The organism is Kribbella monticola (assembly GCF_003261635.1).
Taxonomy (GTDB): domain Bacteria; phylum Actinomycetota; class Actinomycetes; order Propionibacteriales; family Kribbellaceae; genus Kribbella; species Kribbella monticola.
On the sequence record NZ_QFXK01000039.1, the window covers coordinates 68,372 to 83,787 of the forward strand.

Here is a 15,416-nt window from a genome sequence, read left to right on the forward strand (position 1 = left end):
CCCCGCTGTTCCGGAAGTGGATCGTCGGTGAAAGACACTAGCGCGGCGTACTGCGTACGCCGCGCTGGTGGTCGCTGAGAAGGTGCCGCGCCCTCGGGTCAGCGGCCGCCGAGGAGACCACCCAGTACTCCGGCGACGCCGTCCTGACCCGACTGGTGACCGCCGCCGGTGCCGCCGACGAAACCACCCGGCGGCTCCTCGGACGGCTGGACGACGACGAAGCCGTGGCCCGCGAAGCTCATCGTGAACGCCTCGCCGGTGCTCCGGCCGAGCAGCGTGCCCAGACCGATCGAGTCGGCGCGCTGGTACCCGGTCTGCAGGCCAGTCGACCAGCAGACGGCCGCCTGCGGGTCGGCGTACGTCGGCTGGTCCACATTCAGGACGACCGGCGTTCCCTTGCAGGTGATCGCGATCCGGCCCTGGCCGGTGAAGTTGCAGTTGAACAGGCCGGAGTTCGACAACATGCCGGCACCCTGGACCATCTTGATGTCCCAGCTGAGCGTGGGCTCGAAGGCCAGCACGTTCGCGCCGTTGATGCTCAGGCCGTCGTGCGGGCCGTCCAGATCGATCAGGTAGATGTCGGCGGCCCGATCGGCCAGGAACACGTCGCCCTGCCCGCGCAGCTTCATCAGCGGAATGCCCTCACCGGTGAGCTTCTGCTTCAGGAACTTGCCGATCCCGCCGGAGCCCTGGGCCTCGAACTGCACGTTGCCCTGGTACGCGACCATCGCCCCCTGGCGTGCGAACACCTCGCCGCGCAGTTCGATCTTCAGCAACTTCGAGTTCTGCAACCGCAGTCCGGCCTGAGCGGACTCCTGCTCCTGATTGGTCGCGGCGAACAATTCACTTCGCATGGTGCTTCCCCTCCCACGTGGATATGCCTGAGCGTTGGCATAGACGCACCATCCCCGCCCCCGGTGCCGTACCCGCGCTCCCCGACCGACTCTCCCAGCACGAGCGCCGCTACGGAAGAGCCTCGGCGCTGCCGTACCCGGCTCTCGAAGGTCACCCCCTTGGACCGCGAATCAGTAGCCGGCGGCCTCCTGGGCAGCCAGCACGTCATCGCCGTACTTCTGAGCCCACTCCCCCAGCGCCTCCAGCGGCCCGATCAGGCCCTGGCCGGCCTCGGTCAGTGAATACTCGACCCGCGGCGGCGCCTCGGCGTACCGATGCCGCTCGACCAACCCGTTCGCCTGCAGCCGGCGCAAGGTGTCGGTGAGCACTTTCTGGCTGATCCCACCGATCTGCTCGGCCAGGACGCCCGGCCGCGACGGCCCGACGGTCGCGAGCGAGTACAGCACGACCATCGGCCAGCGCCCACTGAGCAGGTCGGTCGCGACGCGCGCCTGGCAATCGGCGAAGAATCTGGGCTCCACCCAGCCATTCTGCCTCGGGTATTGCACACCGGACGGTGCGTTTCGGGGCCACTACCTTCGAGCCATGCGGATCGGGACAGTTGGCAACGGCGCAATGGCGGAGGCTCTCGGGCAGCACTGGGTCCGGGCGGGTCACGAGGTGATGGTCGGCGGCCGCGATCCCGGCCGAGCCGCGGCGGTGGCTGCGCGGATCGGCGCCGACAGCGGATCGCTGGAAGAGGCTTCGAAGTACGGCGAGGTCGTCCTGCTGGCCTTGCCGGCCGAGGTGGCGGTGGAGGTGCTGACCGAGCTGGAGTTGGCGCCCGGGACGACGCTGATCGACTGCACCAACGCCTTCGACCATCGCGACTTCACCCTCGCAGTTGCTGCGATGGCCGAGTCGATCAGTCAGGCGGTTCCCCACGTCCGGGTGGTGAAAGCCTTCAATCTTGCGGCCGACGCTGTTTGGCGGGACGCTCCGCAGTCGTTCGAAGGTGCCGCACTCGGCGTACCGATCTGCGCTGATGATCCGGCCGCCGCGGACCTGGTCGGAACGTTGGTGCGCGACCTCGGCTACGTTCCCGTCCCCGCCGGAACCCTTGCCAGAGCAAGCCTTCTGGAAGCAACGGCCGCACTCGCCGTCGGCATCTGGGTCACCGGTGGCGACGTACGCACCCTGTTCCCGCCGAAGGCAGCCGCTTTCGGCAGCACCCCGCCGACCGGCTGAGGACCCCGGGGAGGCATACGATCCTGGGGCCCCGTTGTCTTCGTCGCAGGAGAGCCTTGTGCCGTTCCGGTCCGTTGTGATGCGACTGGGTCATCGAGGGATCCGGCTGTGGTGGAGGCTGCGGAAGCCGACGACGTTCGGGGTGAAGGCGCTGCTGATCCACCCCGACGACCCGGGGCGCTGCCTCGTCGTACGGCATTCCTACGCGGACCAGGAATGGTGGGCGTTACCCGGTGGCGGGTACAACCCGAAGCGCGAGACGGCTGAAGGCGCGGCGATCCGTGAGGTCGCCGAGGAACTGTCGCTGTCGATCACCGAACAGCCGGTCGTACTCCAGACCCTGACGACCACCCGCGAGGGCAAGGTCGACAACCTCACGATCGTGCTGGCCAGGCCGACCTCGGACCACTTCGAGCTGTCCCCGGAACTCACCGAAGCCCGCTGGGTCTCCACCGATCCGGACGCCCTTCCCACCGACGGACCGGTCTCCCGCTGGCTCCGGATCGCCCTGGCCTGTCCTCGCACAGCCCGTTGAGTCAAGCGGCCAGGAATTCGACCGTACGACGTACTGCCTCCAGCGCGGCTGGGAGCCCGGGAGCAAGCAGCCGTCCGTCGCGCTTCACCGGTTGACCGCCGACCAGCACGGTGTCGATGTTGCCCGGGTGCGCGGCGGTGACGACAGTCCCGATCGGATCCTGCGAGCCACCGATCAGGTTGATGTCGGAAGCGCGCAGCATGACGATGTCGGCCTGCTTGCCGGGCCGCAGCGAACCGATCTGATCTTCGAGGCCGAGTGCGCGAGCTCCTTCCAGGGTGGCGAGTTGGAGGACCTCGGCGGCAGCGAAGGATTTGTGGCCGAGGGCAAGGATCGAGTGCATCGCACTGAACATGTCACCCGGTGCGCTGGTGACCACATCGATCCCGAGCCCGGTCGTCACGCCGGCCGCCCGCAACCGCGTTGCCATCGGATCGCCGATCCCCATCCGCGCTTCGACCGCCGGCGTGATCGACATACTGGCCCCGGACTCGGCGATGAGTTTCAGCTCGGAATCGGCCAGCGTATTGCCGTGCACATAGAGGACATCGGGCCGCAACAGCCCATCGTCGCGCAGCAGCGCCAGCGGTTCGTACGCAACCGGCCCACTCCCGACATGCACCACGATCGGCAGATCTAGCGACGCCGCCAACTCCCAGTCCGCACGAACAACCTCGAGCGGCGAGTACGCCGGTCCGATGGCGGCCAGTGCCGCAGTGATCCGGCCGGATGCGCGGTCGACCACGTGCCGCATTCCGGCCGGGTCGACAGCGGCGCCGCTGAGTGGCGACTGCCCGTATCCGTAGACAGCCCGGATGCCGCTGCTCATCAGCGCATCGAGCGCCGCATCCGCGTGATCGATGCCCTGCTGAACGTGCGAATAGTCCTGCACGGTGGTGATTCCGGCGTCCAGGCATTCGAGCGCACCGACAAGGTTGCCTGCAGCAACATCCTCGGCGCGGTAGCGCGCGCCGTACTCGCCCAGGATCCGCTGGAGGTAGCCCATCAGGTCCACGTCGACGGCAGTTCCTCGCAGCGCCACCTCCCACAGATGCCGGTGCGTGTCGACGAATCCGGGCAGCACGATCCGGTCGGAGGCATCGATCACCTCGGCATCCGCGACGCCGAGGTCGCGGCCGACGGCGGCGATCCGGCCGTCCTCGATCAGGACGTCGGTGTCGCGGTGCACGACCGGCCTCGGTTCGGTGTCGATGACGAGCCCGGCACGGAGCAGCAGACGCTGGGTCATGGTGGAGTCCCCTCAGTAGAAAGCTTTATGGAAAGCTATCATCAAAGCGACCTAGACTGTCAACCATGACCGTCGACCGGGTGGACCAACTGATCGCGGCCTGGCAGCGGGAATTGCCGTCGGTGCTCTATCCCACGACGGAGCTGACCAAGCGCGTGATGCTGCTCGCCGACGACCTGAGCGAGGTGACCCGGCGGGTGCTGCGAGACCTCGGGCTGACCACCGCGGAGTTCGACGTACTGGTCTCCCTCCGCCGCGCCGGTACGCCGTACCGGATGAAGCCGTCCGATCTGAGCCGCAACCTGCTGCTGTCCTCCGGCGGCACCAGCAACGTGACGAACCAACTGGCCGGCCGGGGCCTGGTCGTGCGCGAGCCGGACCCCGAGGACGGCCGCGGTACGCAGATCAGGCTCACCGAGCAGGGCATCGAGACGGCCGAGCGCGCGGTGCAGGCCGGCGCGGCGGCGCACGACGAGATGTGGTCCGATCTCCCGCCGGAGACCGTGCAGGCCGCCGCGGAGGCACTGCGGGCGCTCTTCGTCACGGATCGCCCGGCGGCGCGGGCCGGCACCAGGAGCTGACGGGCGTAGGCGTGGCGAAGCGGCCGGTCCCCGAAGGGAGTCGGCCGCTTGCGCTTCTCGTAGTTATCCGGCCTGGAAGAAGGCGCCCTTGAGGTAGTCGTGCACGGCGTCCTCAGACACCCGGAACGACCGACCCACCCGCACCGCGGGCAGCTCTCCGGAGTGCACCAAGCGGTACACCGTCATCTTGGACACGCGCATGGCCGTGGCGACCTCCGCCACGGTCAGGAACTTCACCTCGGCGAGCGGCGACTCACCGCCGGACTTCTTTGATGCCATTGCGCACCGCACTTCCAGCACGGGTCGTGCGCCGGCTTCCCCTCCGGCACTTCCGCCCGTGCATGAACCGAGCGTAGTGGCTGTTGGTGCGAATGGGAAAGAGGGGAACTCCTGTGACTCAAAAGGGGGACCCACGACGGGGCTTTAGTAGGTGGGGTCGAGGCCGAGTAGTGGGAAGGAGACGTCTCGGGTGGCTTTGATGGAGCGGTCGAGCCAGGTGTCGGGGTTGTAGCCGGTTGACCAGTCTGTGTACGCCGCGTCTCGGCCGTCGGTCATGCGTGACGGGGCGACTCGGCCGAAGCGGATCTGGATGTCTTCGCGCCAGCCTTCGGGCACCGCCGTCGACGGGTCGATGGGTTGGCCGGCGACGATCGCCAGCAGATGGGTCCAGGCGCGCGGCACGACGTCGATGATCGCGTAGCCACCACCGCCGGTCGCAACCCATTTGCCACCACAAACTTCGTGAGCGAGATCGTGCAGTGCCTGGTACGCCGCCCGCTGCCCGTCGATCGTCAGGGTGAGATGCGCCAGCGGGTCCTCCACATGCGAGTCGCACCCGTGCTGTGTGACCAGCACTGACGGCCGAAAAGCCTTCACCACATCAGGCACCACCGCGTGGAAGGCACGAAGCCACCCGGCATCTCCCGTCCCCGGCGGCAGCGGCACGTTGACGGAGCTGCCTTCCGCACCCGGCCCGCCGGTCTCCCCCGCAGTACCGGTGCCGGGGAACAGCGTGGTGGGCGACTCGTGCAAGCTCACCGTGAGCACCCGAGGATCGTTGTAGAAGACGGTCTGTACTCCGTCGCCGTGGTGCACGTCGACGTCGACGTACGCGACTCGCTCCGCGCCGTGGTCGAGCAGCCACTGGATCGCGATAGCGGGGTCGTTGTAGACGCAGAACCCGCTCGCCATCGCCGGCATCGCGTGGTGCAGCCCGCCGGAGATGTTCGCGGCGTGCAGGACGTCGCCCTCCCAGACGGCCCGCGCGGCCTCGACCGAGGCACCGACGACATGGGCCGACGCCTCGTGCATCCGCGGAAAGCAATAAGTGTCATCGGTCCCGAGACCATGTTCGAGATCCGGTACGTCGGGATGCTGGCCGGCCCGCTTCACCGCGGCGATGTACTCGGCCGTGTGCACGGTCTGCAGCAGCGCGTCGTCCGCGATCGGCGCGGGCACGACCTTCAACTGGTCCAGTACGCCGAGCGCCCGGGCGAGCCGGACGGTCAGGTCGACTCTGATCGGGCTCATCGGGTGCCCGTGCCCGAAGTCGTACGCCGTCAGGCCCTCGTCGAAGACCAGCATCGCCTCGCCACTCATGCCCCCGACCTTAGGCCACCCAGCCGTCTCGGTCCCGCGCTCACAAGCCACGCGGGTGTCCAAGCGAGACTCGGCAGGTGTCCGAGTGAGACGGGACGGGTGTTCGAGTGAGCTGGAATGGATTGCTGGGCCTGGGGTGACCGTCGACGATCGACTGGCCACGTTCCGTCCTGAAGGAGACAGCCGCCATGCGCGTCCTCGTCCGTGCTCTGCCCGTCGTGATCGCCGGTGCCGCCTTGGCACTCAACCTCAGTCCGGGCCTGACCGGCGCCCACAGCGAGCGGGCCACCCAGCTCCAGGCGGCCGACGATCCCGCCGTACCGATCAACCGCGCCACGCCGACGAAGCTGATGCCGCTCGGCGACTCCAACACCGCGGGCGGCGACGCGGCCGGCGGCGGCTATCGCACGGATCTGTGGCAACTGCTGCAGGCCGACGGCCGTCCGGTCGACTTCGTCGGCTCGGTGACCAGCGGATCGGCGGCGCTCGGCGACAAGAACCACGAGGGCCACGGCGGCTGGACGATCGGCCAGATCCAGGGCAGCGTCGCCGGCTGGCTGAACACCTACCAGCCGGACGTCGTCACGCTGCAGATCGGCACCAACGACATGTACGACGACGCGTCGGCCGGCGCCGCTCCGGGCAAGCTGTCCACGTTGATCGACACCATCAACACGACGCTGCCGAACGCGAAGGTCTTCGTGTCCAACATCCCGCAGCTCAAGGACGACAACCATTACAGCCGGGTGGCCGCCTTCAACGCGACCATCCCCGGCATCGTCGCGGCGAAGGCCGCCGCGGGCAAAGCGGTCAGCTATCTCGACGCGAACTCAGGCCTCTTCCAGCCCTACGACTTCGTCGACATGTGGCACCCGAACTACGGCGCCGCCTCGAAGGCCGCGGCCCGCTGGTACGCCGCGCTCACCGGCGCGCCGCTGACCCGGCTCGAGGCTGAGCAGACCGCGAACGCGACCGTCGTGCACGCGACCCGGGTCCAGATCACCTCGGCCTCGGGCGGCGGGAAGATCGGCTACATCGACTATGCGGACAGCTCGGTCACCTTCAAGTTCCAAGTAGGGGCTGCCGGCAACTATCGCATCCGGGCCCGCGGCGCGAACGGGACCGGGACGAACTGCAGCCACAAGGTCTCGGCCAACGGCGGCCCGGCGGCAACCGTGGTCTACCCGTCCTACAGCTGGGATCTGCTCGGGGTCGGCGCGGTCGACGTGGCGCTGACCGCCGGGCAGAACACGATCAAGTTCAGCAAGGGCGACTGCTACACCGAGCTGGACGCGATCGACGTCGGCCCGGTCCCGGTCAACTGAGCAAGGGGTTGCGCGGCCTCACGGTCCTGGGGCTATCCTTAGGACCGTGAACACGCAGCGCTCGACCCTGCAGCAGTGGTGGGCCGCCTGACGGCGGACCCGCAGCGTTCACACGCATCCAAAAGGCCGCCTCGCCGAGGCGGCCTTTTTTGATGCCCTCGAGCGAGGCCCATCCCCGAAAGAAGGCATCATGACCTCGCTCTCCGGTATCACCCCGTCCGGCCGGCTCACGCTCGGCAACCACCTCGGCGCGCTGCGCCGGTTTACCGACCCGGACGGCTACTACTTCGTCGCGAACCTGCACGCGATGACCACCAAACACGACCCCAAACGGCTCGTCGCGCTGACCCGCGAGATGGCGACCTTGATGCTCGCCGCGGGCCTGCCACCGGGTACGGTGTTCGTGCAGTCCGACGTCCCCGCGCACGCCCAACTCGCGTACCTGCTCGAATGCACCTCGTACGTCGGGGAGTTGTCCCGGATGATCCAGTACAAGGAGAAGGGCCGGGGCAGACCGATGACCCGGGCCTCCCTGTTCACCTATCCCTGCCTGATGGCGGCCGACATCCTCCTCTACGGCACGGACCGGGTGCCGGTCGGCGGTGACCAGGACCAGCACGTCGAGCTGGCCCGGGACGTGGCGATCCGATTCAACCGCGAGTACGGCGAGACCTTCGTCGTACCGCAGTTGCAGAAGGCCGCGCTGGCGATGCGGATCAAGGACCTGCAGAATCCGACCGCGAAGATGAGCAAGTCCGACGAGGACAACGCGGTCGGGACGATCCGGCTGCTCGACCCGCCGGACGTGATCCGCCGCCAGGTGATGCGCGCGGTCACCGATTCCGACAGCGAGGTCCGGCACGACGAGGCGGCCAAGCCCGGAATCACCAACCTGTTGGAGATTCTGGCTGCCTGCACCGACGGCGACCCGGTCGAACTGGCGAAGGCGTACCCGACGTACGGCGCGCTGAAGGCGGACACGGCCGACGCCGTGCTGGCGGTGATCGAGCCGCTGCAGAAGGAGTACGCGCGGCTCGCGTCCGATCCCGGAGCCGTTGACGCGATGCTCGCCGAGGGGAGGGACCGGGCGATCGAGGCGAGTGCGCCGCGACTCCAGGCTGCCGTCCGCGCGATGGGTTTGGCAGGATCAGTTGGGTGATCCGACTGACAGTGGCGACGTTCAACATCCGGAACTCCTCCGCGCCCGACGGTGACAACGCCTGGCCGGTACGCCGGGAGGCCACCGTCGCCGCGATCCGGGCTCTGGATGCCGAGGTGGTCGGACTCCAGGAGGTGCTGCCGGACCAGCTGGACTATTTGCGCGAGCAGTTCGACGGCTGGCAGCTCCTTGGGACCGGCCGGGACGACGGAGTGCGTGCTGGTGAGCACTCCGTCGTCATGGTCCGGCCGGGCGACTGGGAGGTGGAGTCGCACGAGACGCGGTGGTTGTCGGCCGACCCGTCGACGCCGGGGTCGGTCGGCTGGGACGCGCACCTGACCCGGATCGCCACGCTGGTTCGCCTGCGGCATGCGGACGGGACCCGGGTCGGCGTCGCGAACACCCACTACGACCACGCCGGGGAGATCGCCCGGGTCGAGTCGTCGCGCCTGCTCGCGCAGTGGATCGCGGCCGAGCCTTCGCTGCACTGGATCCTGATGGGTGATCTCAATGCGACGCCGGATTCGCCGCCGCTGAAGGCGTTGACCGACGCGGGATTGCTGGACGCCGTACCGGCAACCGAGGGAGGAACCGAGCACGGTGACTTCACGGGCGCCACGGACCAGGCCCGGATCGACCACATCCTGACCGACACCTCGTGGCGGGTCGTCGAGGCAAGTGTTTCGCACTACCGGCCAGGTGGCCGCCTGCCCAGCGACCACTGGCCGGTCGTGGCGACCCTAGAGCTTGGTGAAGACCTCTTCGCGTAGCCGTTCGAGGGCGTCGAAGCGGCGGGATCCCTGTCCCAGCAGGCCGTCCGGGACCAGGAACTCGTCGATCCCGGCCGCCGGGTAGCGGGCGACCGTGTCGAGGACGTACTCGGCCGACCCCATGATCGTCGGCCGGCCGCCGGCCATCAGCCGGTCGCGGCGTTCCTCGGCCTCGGTGTCGCCCGGCACGACGATCTCGATCATCGCCTGGGTCGAACGGCGTACCGTCGAAGGGTCCCGGCCAAGTTTCTCGCAGTGCTCGCGGAACACGATGCCCTTGTGCTCGGCGACCTCCGGCAGTCCCCAGTGGTTCCACTCGTCCGCGTACTTCGCAACGATGCCGAGGGCAACCTTCTCGCCGGAGGCGCCGATCAGCAACGGAAGTTTCGCCGGCTTCGGCTCCAGCGGCGCGTTGCTCAACTGGTAGTACTTGCCGTCGAAGTCGGTCCGGTCCTGGGTCAGCAGACCGGTGAAGACCTGACAGGCCTCCTCGAAGCGAGCCAGCAATTCCTTCACCGGTGGCAGTTCGATGCCGTAGACCTCGTGCTCGTTCACCTGCCAGCCGGCGCCGACGCCGAGCACGAACCGGCCGCCGCTCATCTGGTCCAGGGTGGCCGCCGCGTTCGCGACCACCGCGGGATGCCGGTAGGTGTTGCCGAGCACCATCGATCCGATCCGCACCCGTTCGGTCCGTACCGCGAGGCCGCCGAGCAGCGCGAGACACTCGTTCATCGGCAGCGACAGGTCGTCACCGTTCACCATGAAATGGTCGGCCACCCACACGCCGTACCAGCCGGTGCGTTCGGCGTACTCCGCGCCGTCCACCACTTCCTGCCAGGTCCGGCCCGCACTCGGCCACAGGGAAAAGTCCATGCGCCAACCTTAGGCAGTTGATAAAGTCTTTCCGACCGTGCCATCACGCCTGGAGGTGAGACCCATGAACGCAGGATCAAGGGTGCTCCCTCCCCCAGCTTCACGGTCGGGCGACTGACAAAGGTCTCGCCAGGAGCGCCGTCTCAGGCACTCCCGAAAGGCAGAGACCGATGGCAAGAAAAGCAGGCGCGATCGAATTCGAGGGCATCGTCGTCGAGGCCCTCCGCGACGCCACCTTCAAGGTGGAGCTTCCGAACGGGCACCAGGTGCTCGCGCACATCAGCGGGAAGATCCGGAAGAACTACATCAAGATCATCCCGGAGGACCGGGTGCTGGTCGAACTCAGCCCGTACGACCTGACCCGTGGGCGGATCCTCTACCGCTACCGCTCGTGACCTGTCAGAGCAGGTGCCAGCGGACGAGGAAGGCGCCGACCGACAGGATCAGGTAGATCAGCACCAGGAGTGCGCCGAGACCCGGGTGCGGGCGCGCCCGGCGTACCGGTGAGGTGCCGGCCTGGCTGCGGACCGCTTCCATCACGGCGGCGACGTAGCCGGGCCGGCCCTTGGCGATGCCGTTGATCTCGTTCTCGTCCTTGCCGCTGGTCAGCACGACGGCGTCCTCGACGACCTCGATCTGGTCGATGTCCTGCCAGGCCAGGCTGCGGACGAGCAGGCTGGTACGGGCCTTCACCGCGGTCTCGGTGAGGTCGACCCGGTAGAGCACGACACCGCCGGCGACCCGGACCACCGAGGCGCCGATGATCGTGAACAGCGTGACCGCGAGAAAATCGCGCGCGCCCATCCAGAGCCAGGAATTCAGCACCGGCATGGCGATGAAGGGCGCGACGAAGAGCGCCCAGGCCCACCAGGGCGCCGGATCCAGCGGCACCCGCCAGGGCAACGCAGGGATCTGCTCGGCGAGTTCCTGGTCCTTACCCTGTTGAGCTGGCTGACCCGACATGACTTGTCCCTTGAAAGGTGCAGGAGTGCGCCGCTCAGAATAACCTGTCCGGCCGCAGGTATTACTCGGCGGCCAGCGCGCGCGACCGATTCCGGGCCGCCTCGATGGCCGACAGGAACGCGGCCCGGACCTTGTGGTCCTCGAGTTCCCGTACTGCGGCGGCTGTGGTGCCGCCCGGCGAGGTGACGCGCTCACGCAGTACGGTCGGGTGTTCGCCTGTCTCGCGCAGCAGCTTCGCCGAGCCGACCAGGGTCTGCACGACGAGCTCCGTCGCGGTGGTCCGCGGCAGGCCCATGTGCACGCCGGCCTCGATCATCGACTCGACCACGAAGAAGATGTACGCCGGACCCGACCCCGAGATCGCGGTGACCGCGTCCTGCTGCTTCTCCGGTACCCGGATCACCCGGCCGGTCGCGGCCAGCAGACCCTCGGCCAGGACGAGGTGGCTCTCGTCGCAGTGCGCGCCACGCGAGATCGCGGCCATCCCCTCGTCGACCAGGGCCGGCGTGTTCGGCATCACCCGGACGACCGCGACGCCCTCGGGCAGCCGGGACTCGATGAAACCAGTGGTGATACCAGCAGCCAGCGAGACCACCGTCTGGGTCGGCTGGACCGCCGGGGCGATCTCGGCGAGCAGGTCGGGCATGTCCTGCGGCTTGACCACCAGGACGAGCGTGTCCGCCTTCGCGGCGGCCTCCACGTTGGTCACCACGTCCACGCCGTACCGCTCGCGCAGCTCGGTGGCGCGCTCCTCCCGGCGCTCGGTGATCAGCAGCTCTTCCGGTCGCCGGCCCGCCCGCAGCAACCCGGACAGCAGGGTCTCCCCCATCACACCGGCTCCGAGAATGGCCACCTGACTAGTCATGGCGACAGCGTAGCGGCGCGCCCGCCCGCGCTGATCGAGATTGGTCGAGATGCGGGACGGCGTAGGGCGCCGCGAAGCAGGGTGGTCGAGTCCTGTCACCGCCCCTTATGGAAGGACCATCCCATGCCCAAGACGTTCCGTTCCGCCCGCCGAGCGCTCGGCGCCTTCGCCGGCGCCCTCCTGCTCGTGGCCGGCGCGGCCAGCCTGGCCTCGGCCGCCCCGACCGGATCCGCCTCCCTCAGCGGCGACGGCACCCCGAAGGCGCCGGTCGCGGCAACTCCGATCACACCAGGTTCGACGGCGAAGGCGACCTCGACCATGACGACCCTGGCCTCGCCGCCGGCGGCCTGCCGGCCGTACGTCCAGTCGTCGTACGCGATCTCCTGCTACGAATACAACGGCGACGTCCAGTGGATCCGCGACCTGGACGCCAACGGCTGGCAGGCCGTCGTCCACGTGCAGACTGACTACGGCAAGAACCGGTACTGCGGAGCGCTGCCCGCAGCGCAAGGGTGGGGCTATTGCAACTACGACCACCGCGAGGACAGCTGCGTGCGGTTCCGCTTCTACGAACTGAAGGACGGCGTGACCCGCAACTGGACCGTCTTCAGCCCGTACTACCACGCCTCGACCGGCACCCTGTGCTGACCTGACTCAGCCCGCGTGGATCTCGGCGGCCTCCGGGGTGCCGAGATCCGCGAACAGTTCCAGCGCCTGCATCCGGTACGCCGTCCCGTCACTGCCCTGCCGCTCGAGTACTTCGGCCAGACCGCGGCAAGCGCGGGCGATCTCGTACCGGTCTTCGAGTGTCTGCGCGACGACCAGGGCGAGCCGATGCTCTTCCAGCGCCTCGTCCAGCCGATCCGCTGCCATCAGGGAGGCACCGAGATCGTTGCGTAGTTCAACGGTCATCGCGCGGCTGCCGATCTCCACCGTCAGTTCGACGGCCTCCTGCTGCAACCGGACGGCCGCGTCCGGATCACCCCCGGCGTGGTGCACGCGGCCGAGCAGATTCAGCCCATCGGCCTCGCCGGTCCGGAATCCCAGCTTGCGTGACAACACCAGAGCGGCCTCGCCGTACTCCGTCGCCAACTGCTGACTCCCCAGGCGAACGTGCGCGTTACCCACATTGGCCAGCGCATAGGCCTCTTCGAAGGTGTTGTCGCCCAGCAGTCGTGCGATCCGCAGGCTCTCGTCGAACCGCTCCAGCGCCTCGGCCGTCCGCCCCACCCGGAGCAGGCTCCAGCCGAGGCCGCCACGCGTCGTGCTGGCACTGGAGATCCGTTCGGCCTTCTCTTCCTCGAAGATCGCCAGCGCCTGTTCGAAACAGTCGATCGACGCGGGATAGCGACCGAGCCGGAAGTGGCCGAGGGCAACATTTCCCAGCGCCTTGCCGGTACCGATCCGGTTGCCGATCTTGCGGGTCAGGTCGAGTGCTCGCTGGTAGCAGTCCCGGCCGTCGGCGTACCGGCCGAGACGCCAGTAGACGCAGCCGAGGTTGTTGTGGGCGCGGCTGCGGCTGGCGTCGTCCGTCGCGACGGAGACCGCGCACTCGTGCAGCACCTCGGCCTCGCGGTAGTAGCCCGAGGTGTCCAGGTAGTAGTGGATGACCGTCGAGATGTCGGTCACCGGTCTTGGACTGCCGAGCTCGGCGGCGGCCCGGACCACAGCGATCAGGTTCGACCGCTCCGCATCGAGCCAGACCTTGGCCAGCTCGCGGTTCCCGACGGGCGGGCACTCGGTGCCCGGATCCTCGACCAGGGTTCGCACGCTGCCTTCGTACGGCGCGTATCCGGCGGCGGCCTGGGCTGCTGTCCACCGGTAGTGGTCGAACAACCTGGTCAGCGCGTCACGCCGTACGGCGGCGCGGTCCTCGTCGCGGGAACGGTCACTCGCGAACACCCGGACGAGGTCGTGCAGAACGAAGCGTCCGGGCGCGGCCGGCTGGAGCAGGCTGGCCCGCACCAGGTCCGCCAGCTCGCGAGTCACCTGCTCGCGACGGTGTCCGGAAACAGCCGCGGCGGCGTACGCGTCGAAGTCGTGGCCCGGGTGGAGAGCGAGCAGTCGGAGCAACCGCCTGTGCTCTGGCGGCAAAGCCTCGTATGACAAGGCCAACGCGGGCTCCACGCTGTCCTCCAACCGGAGGCGTTCGCGATGCTCGGTGAGGCGTTCCAGATGATCGGCCAAGGACCAGCCGGGTGAGTCAGTGATCCGGCCGGCCACCACGGCCAGGGCCAGGGGCAGGTGACCCACGAGGTTGGCGATCCTTGCCGCCGTCGCCTGATCGGCCGCGATCGCCTCGTCACCGGCGACACCGCGCAGCAGATCGAGCGACTCCGCAGGGCTGAACACATCCAGCCGTAGGCAGCGCACCTCCGGCAGACCGCTCAGCTGGTAGCGGCTCGTCACCACTGCCACACAGCTCGGGCTCTGCGGCAGCAAGGGCAGCACCTGATCTTCCGACGCCGCGTTGTCCAGCAAGACGATCGCCTTGCGGTCCGCCATCAGCTGCTGGAACCGTCGGGCTCGCCCGGCCAGATCAAGAGCGTGCACCTGACTGCCCGGTACGCCGAGCCGACGCAGGAACCCGTCGAGCACAGCGGCCGGGTCGGCGGGCGGCCTGTCGGCGTCGAACCCGCGGAGGTCGACCGAGAGCTGCAGCTCGTTGCCGTGACCCGCTTCGACCAGCCGGTTCGCGAAGTACCTTGCCAGCTGGGTCTTGCCGACACCGGCCATCCCGCCGAGCACGAACTGCGTCGTACCGGCTTCGCAGGCGGCCAGGAGCTCGGCGACCTCGGCCGACCGGCCGGTGAAGCTGTCCTGGTCGGCCGGGATGCTGTCGGTGACACTGACGATCGCCGCGTCCGCTGCGCGACCCGCGACCACCTGGTGGGCCTGCCGCCAGGCCGCTACCAGCGACTCGTCCTCGAGCAGCGCGGCGGCGATGTCGACGACCAGTTCGACGTCCAGCCGGCTTCGTCCGGGCTGCAGGCAGCGGTAGACGGTGTTGTAGACCGGGATCTCGGTGATCCCGCGACGGCGGCGCGAAGCGACCATACGGCGATGGATCTCGCGGTACGACACTCCCGCCCAGCTGTGCAGCGCCCGGAGCCGGGCGGCCAGCTCGTCGACAGTCTGCGCGCCACCTGGTTCCGGCGGTGCCGTTCTCCCCGTGTGCCCCACTGCTCTCCACCCCGCTGACCTGATCGGCTCACCGTCGTTCACGCCGCAATCGAGTCTGGTCGACAACCACACCGGCGGCAACGCGAACCAGCACGGCCGCCGCGGCGCGCACTACGACGCGGATCCCCAGGTTGCAGTTCCCGGCGGCTGACCGACCTTGACCGGGAACCGCGACACCGGACGTCCAGCCCACGACTCTGTGGCTCTGTGCGGCCCACCCGCCGCGCCGACA

General features: G+C 68.6%; 18 protein-coding genes. 9 read left to right on the top strand and 9 right to left on the bottom strand.

The window, feature by feature from the left end:
- Nucleotides 1-98: 98 nt before the first annotated feature.
- Entirely contained in the window at nt 99-854 is a 756-nt protein-coding gene (locus DIZ26_RS31685; RefSeq protein ID WP_112248244.1) for an AIM24 family protein, read from the bottom strand.
- A 171-nt stretch (nt 855-1,025) separates the two neighbouring features.
- Nucleotides 1,026-1,376 (bottom strand): winged helix-turn-helix transcriptional regulator, encoded by a 351-nt coding sequence (locus tag DIZ26_RS31690; protein ID WP_232828739.1) that lies wholly within the window; start codon nt 1,374-1,376, stop codon nt 1,026-1,028.
- A gap of 64 nt (nt 1,377-1,440) precedes the next feature.
- Here DIZ26_RS31690 and DIZ26_RS31695 point away from each other — a divergent pair, with 64 nt between their 5' ends.
- Together DIZ26_RS31695 and DIZ26_RS31700 are read left to right on the top strand one after the other, a co-directional pair.
- Complete coding sequence (locus DIZ26_RS31695; RefSeq protein WP_112248245.1) at nt 1,441-2,082, top strand: NADPH-dependent F420 reductase; 642 nt, start codon at nt 1,441-1,443, stop codon at nt 2,080-2,082.
- Between the two features lie 58 nt (nt 2,083-2,140).
- Nucleotides 2,141-2,617 carry an NUDIX domain-containing protein gene (locus DIZ26_RS31700; RefSeq protein WP_198676386.1) on the top strand — a complete coding sequence of 159 codons (477 nt, stop codon included), beginning with the start codon at nt 2,141-2,143 and terminating at the stop codon, nt 2,615-2,617.
- Between the two features lies 1 nt (nt 2,618).
- On the opposite strand, the gene DIZ26_RS31705 is transcribed toward DIZ26_RS31700, so the two are convergent.
- Complete coding sequence (locus tag DIZ26_RS31705) at nt 2,619-3,866, bottom strand: amidohydrolase family protein (RefSeq protein ID WP_232828740.1); 1,248 nt, start codon at nt 3,864-3,866, stop codon at nt 2,619-2,621.
- A gap of 65 nt (nt 3,867-3,931) precedes the next feature.
- Here DIZ26_RS31705 and DIZ26_RS31710 point away from each other — a divergent pair, with 65 nt between their 5' ends.
- Nucleotides 3,932-4,447, top strand: a complete 516-nt coding sequence (locus DIZ26_RS31710) for a MarR family winged helix-turn-helix transcriptional regulator (RefSeq protein WP_112248246.1) — start codon at nt 3,932-3,934, stop codon at nt 4,445-4,447.
- A gap of 63 nt (nt 4,448-4,510) precedes the next feature.
- On the opposite strand, the gene DIZ26_RS31715 is transcribed toward DIZ26_RS31710, so the two are convergent.
- Both DIZ26_RS31715 and DIZ26_RS31720 read right to left on the bottom strand, forming a co-directional pair.
- A complete protein-coding gene (locus DIZ26_RS31715) occupies nt 4,511-4,726 on the bottom strand; it encodes a helix-turn-helix domain-containing protein (protein ID WP_112248247.1) in 216 nt (71 codons plus the stop codon).
- 144 nt (nt 4,727-4,870) lie between these two features.
- Nucleotides 4,871-6,046, bottom strand: a complete 1,176-nt coding sequence (locus DIZ26_RS31720) for an acetoin utilization protein AcuC (protein WP_112248248.1) — start codon at nt 6,044-6,046, stop codon at nt 4,871-4,873.
- 188 nt (nt 6,047-6,234) lie between these two features.
- Between DIZ26_RS31720 and DIZ26_RS31725 the strand changes: the two genes are divergently transcribed.
- From DIZ26_RS31725 to DIZ26_RS31735, 3 genes are all read left to right on the top strand, one after another.
- Nucleotides 6,235-7,371, top strand: a complete 1,137-nt coding sequence (locus DIZ26_RS31725; RefSeq protein ID WP_112248249.1) for a GDSL-type esterase/lipase family protein — start codon at nt 6,235-6,237, stop codon at nt 7,369-7,371.
- A 190-nt stretch (nt 7,372-7,561) separates the two neighbouring features.
- Nucleotides 7,562-8,530, top strand: a complete 969-nt coding sequence (gene trpS, locus DIZ26_RS31730) for a tryptophan--tRNA ligase (protein ID WP_112248250.1) — start codon at nt 7,562-7,564, stop codon at nt 8,528-8,530.
- The gene (locus tag DIZ26_RS31735; protein WP_112248251.1) at nt 8,527-9,300 is read left to right on the top strand and encodes an endonuclease/exonuclease/phosphatase family protein; all 774 of its coding nucleotides are present in this window, start codon (nt 8,527-8,529) and stop codon (nt 9,298-9,300) included. Before trpS ends, DIZ26_RS31735 begins: the two co-directional genes overlap by 4 nt.
- On the opposite strand, the gene DIZ26_RS31740 is transcribed toward DIZ26_RS31735, so the two are convergent.
- Nucleotides 9,271-10,173 carry a TIGR03560 family F420-dependent LLM class oxidoreductase gene (locus DIZ26_RS31740; protein ID WP_112248252.1) on the bottom strand — a complete coding sequence of 301 codons (903 nt, stop codon included), beginning with the start codon at nt 10,171-10,173 and terminating at the stop codon, nt 9,271-9,273. The genes DIZ26_RS31735 and DIZ26_RS31740 overlap by 30 nt on opposite strands.
- 170 nt (nt 10,174-10,343) lie before the next feature.
- Here DIZ26_RS31740 and infA point away from each other — a divergent pair, with 170 nt between their 5' ends.
- Nucleotides 10,344-10,568, top strand: a complete 225-nt coding sequence (gene infA, locus DIZ26_RS31745) for a translation initiation factor IF-1 (RefSeq protein WP_112248253.1) — start codon at nt 10,344-10,346, stop codon at nt 10,566-10,568.
- A 4-nt stretch (nt 10,569-10,572) separates the two neighbouring features.
- Here infA and DIZ26_RS31750 read toward each other — a convergent pair whose 3' ends face one another.
- Nucleotides 10,573-11,136, bottom strand: coding sequence for a hypothetical protein (locus tag DIZ26_RS31750; protein WP_232828741.1), 564 nt, complete (start codon nt 11,134-11,136; stop codon nt 10,573-10,575).
- 61 nt (nt 11,137-11,197) lie between these two features.
- Nucleotides 11,198-12,001, bottom strand: a complete 804-nt coding sequence (gene proC / locus DIZ26_RS31755; RefSeq protein WP_112248254.1) for a pyrroline-5-carboxylate reductase — start codon at nt 11,999-12,001, stop codon at nt 11,198-11,200.
- A 123-nt stretch (nt 12,002-12,124) separates the two neighbouring features.
- Between proC and DIZ26_RS31760 the strand changes: the two genes are divergently transcribed.
- Entirely contained in the window at nt 12,125-12,649 is a 525-nt protein-coding gene (locus DIZ26_RS31760; protein ID WP_112248255.1) for a hypothetical protein, read from the top strand.
- A gap of 6 nt (nt 12,650-12,655) precedes the next feature.
- On the opposite strand, the gene DIZ26_RS31765 is transcribed toward DIZ26_RS31760, so the two are convergent.
- The gene (locus tag DIZ26_RS31765) at nt 12,656-15,184 is read right to left on the bottom strand and encodes a tetratricopeptide repeat protein (RefSeq protein WP_157979871.1); all 2,529 of its coding nucleotides are present in this window, start codon (nt 15,182-15,184) and stop codon (nt 12,656-12,658) included.
- On the opposite strand from DIZ26_RS31765, the gene DIZ26_RS37630 reads away from it, so the two are divergent.
- Complete coding sequence (locus DIZ26_RS37630; protein ID WP_157979872.1) at nt 15,174-15,335, top strand: hypothetical protein; 162 nt, start codon at nt 15,174-15,176, stop codon at nt 15,333-15,335. The genes DIZ26_RS31765 and DIZ26_RS37630 overlap by 11 nt on opposite strands.
- Nucleotides 15,336-15,416: the final 81 nt, after the last annotated feature.

Excerpts from the sequence above, each read along its gene's own strand:
- DIZ26_RS31685 (WP_112248244.1), bottom strand. The coding sequence starts at position 854 with ATGCGAAGTGAATTGTTCGCCGCGACCAATCAGGAGCAGGAGTCCGCT.
- DIZ26_RS31695 (WP_112248245.1), top strand. The coding sequence starts at position 1,441 with ATGCGGATCGGGACAGTTGGCAACGGCGCAATGGCGGAGGCTCTCGGG.
- DIZ26_RS31705 (WP_232828740.1), bottom strand. The coding sequence starts at position 3,866 with ATGACCCAGCGTCTGCTGCTCCGTGCCGGGCTCGTCATCGACACCGAA.
- DIZ26_RS31710 (WP_112248246.1), top strand. The coding sequence starts at position 3,932 with ATGACCGTCGACCGGGTGGACCAACTGATCGCGGCCTGGCAGCGGGAA.
- DIZ26_RS31715 (WP_112248247.1), bottom strand. The coding sequence starts at position 4,726 with ATGGCATCAAAGAAGTCCGGCGGTGAGTCGCCGCTCGCCGAGGTGAAG.
- DIZ26_RS31720 (WP_112248248.1), bottom strand. The coding sequence starts at position 6,046 with ATGAGTGGCGAGGCGATGCTGGTCTTCGACGAGGGCCTGACGGCGTAC.
- DIZ26_RS31725 (WP_112248249.1), top strand. The coding sequence starts at position 6,235 with ATGCGCGTCCTCGTCCGTGCTCTGCCCGTCGTGATCGCCGGTGCCGCC.
- trpS (WP_112248250.1), top strand. The coding sequence starts at position 7,562 with ATGACCTCGCTCTCCGGTATCACCCCGTCCGGCCGGCTCACGCTCGGC.
- DIZ26_RS31740 (WP_112248252.1), bottom strand. The coding sequence starts at position 10,173 with ATGGACTTTTCCCTGTGGCCGAGTGCGGGCCGGACCTGGCAGGAAGTG.
- infA (WP_112248253.1), top strand. The coding sequence starts at position 10,344 with ATGGCAAGAAAAGCAGGCGCGATCGAATTCGAGGGCATCGTCGTCGAG.
- DIZ26_RS31750 (WP_232828741.1), bottom strand. The coding sequence starts at position 11,136 with ATGTCGGGTCAGCCAGCTCAACAGGGTAAGGACCAGGAACTCGCCGAG.
- proC (WP_112248254.1), bottom strand. The coding sequence starts at position 12,001 with ATGACTAGTCAGGTGGCCATTCTCGGAGCCGGTGTGATGGGGGAGACC.
- DIZ26_RS31760 (WP_112248255.1), top strand. The coding sequence starts at position 12,125 with ATGCCCAAGACGTTCCGTTCCGCCCGCCGAGCGCTCGGCGCCTTCGCC.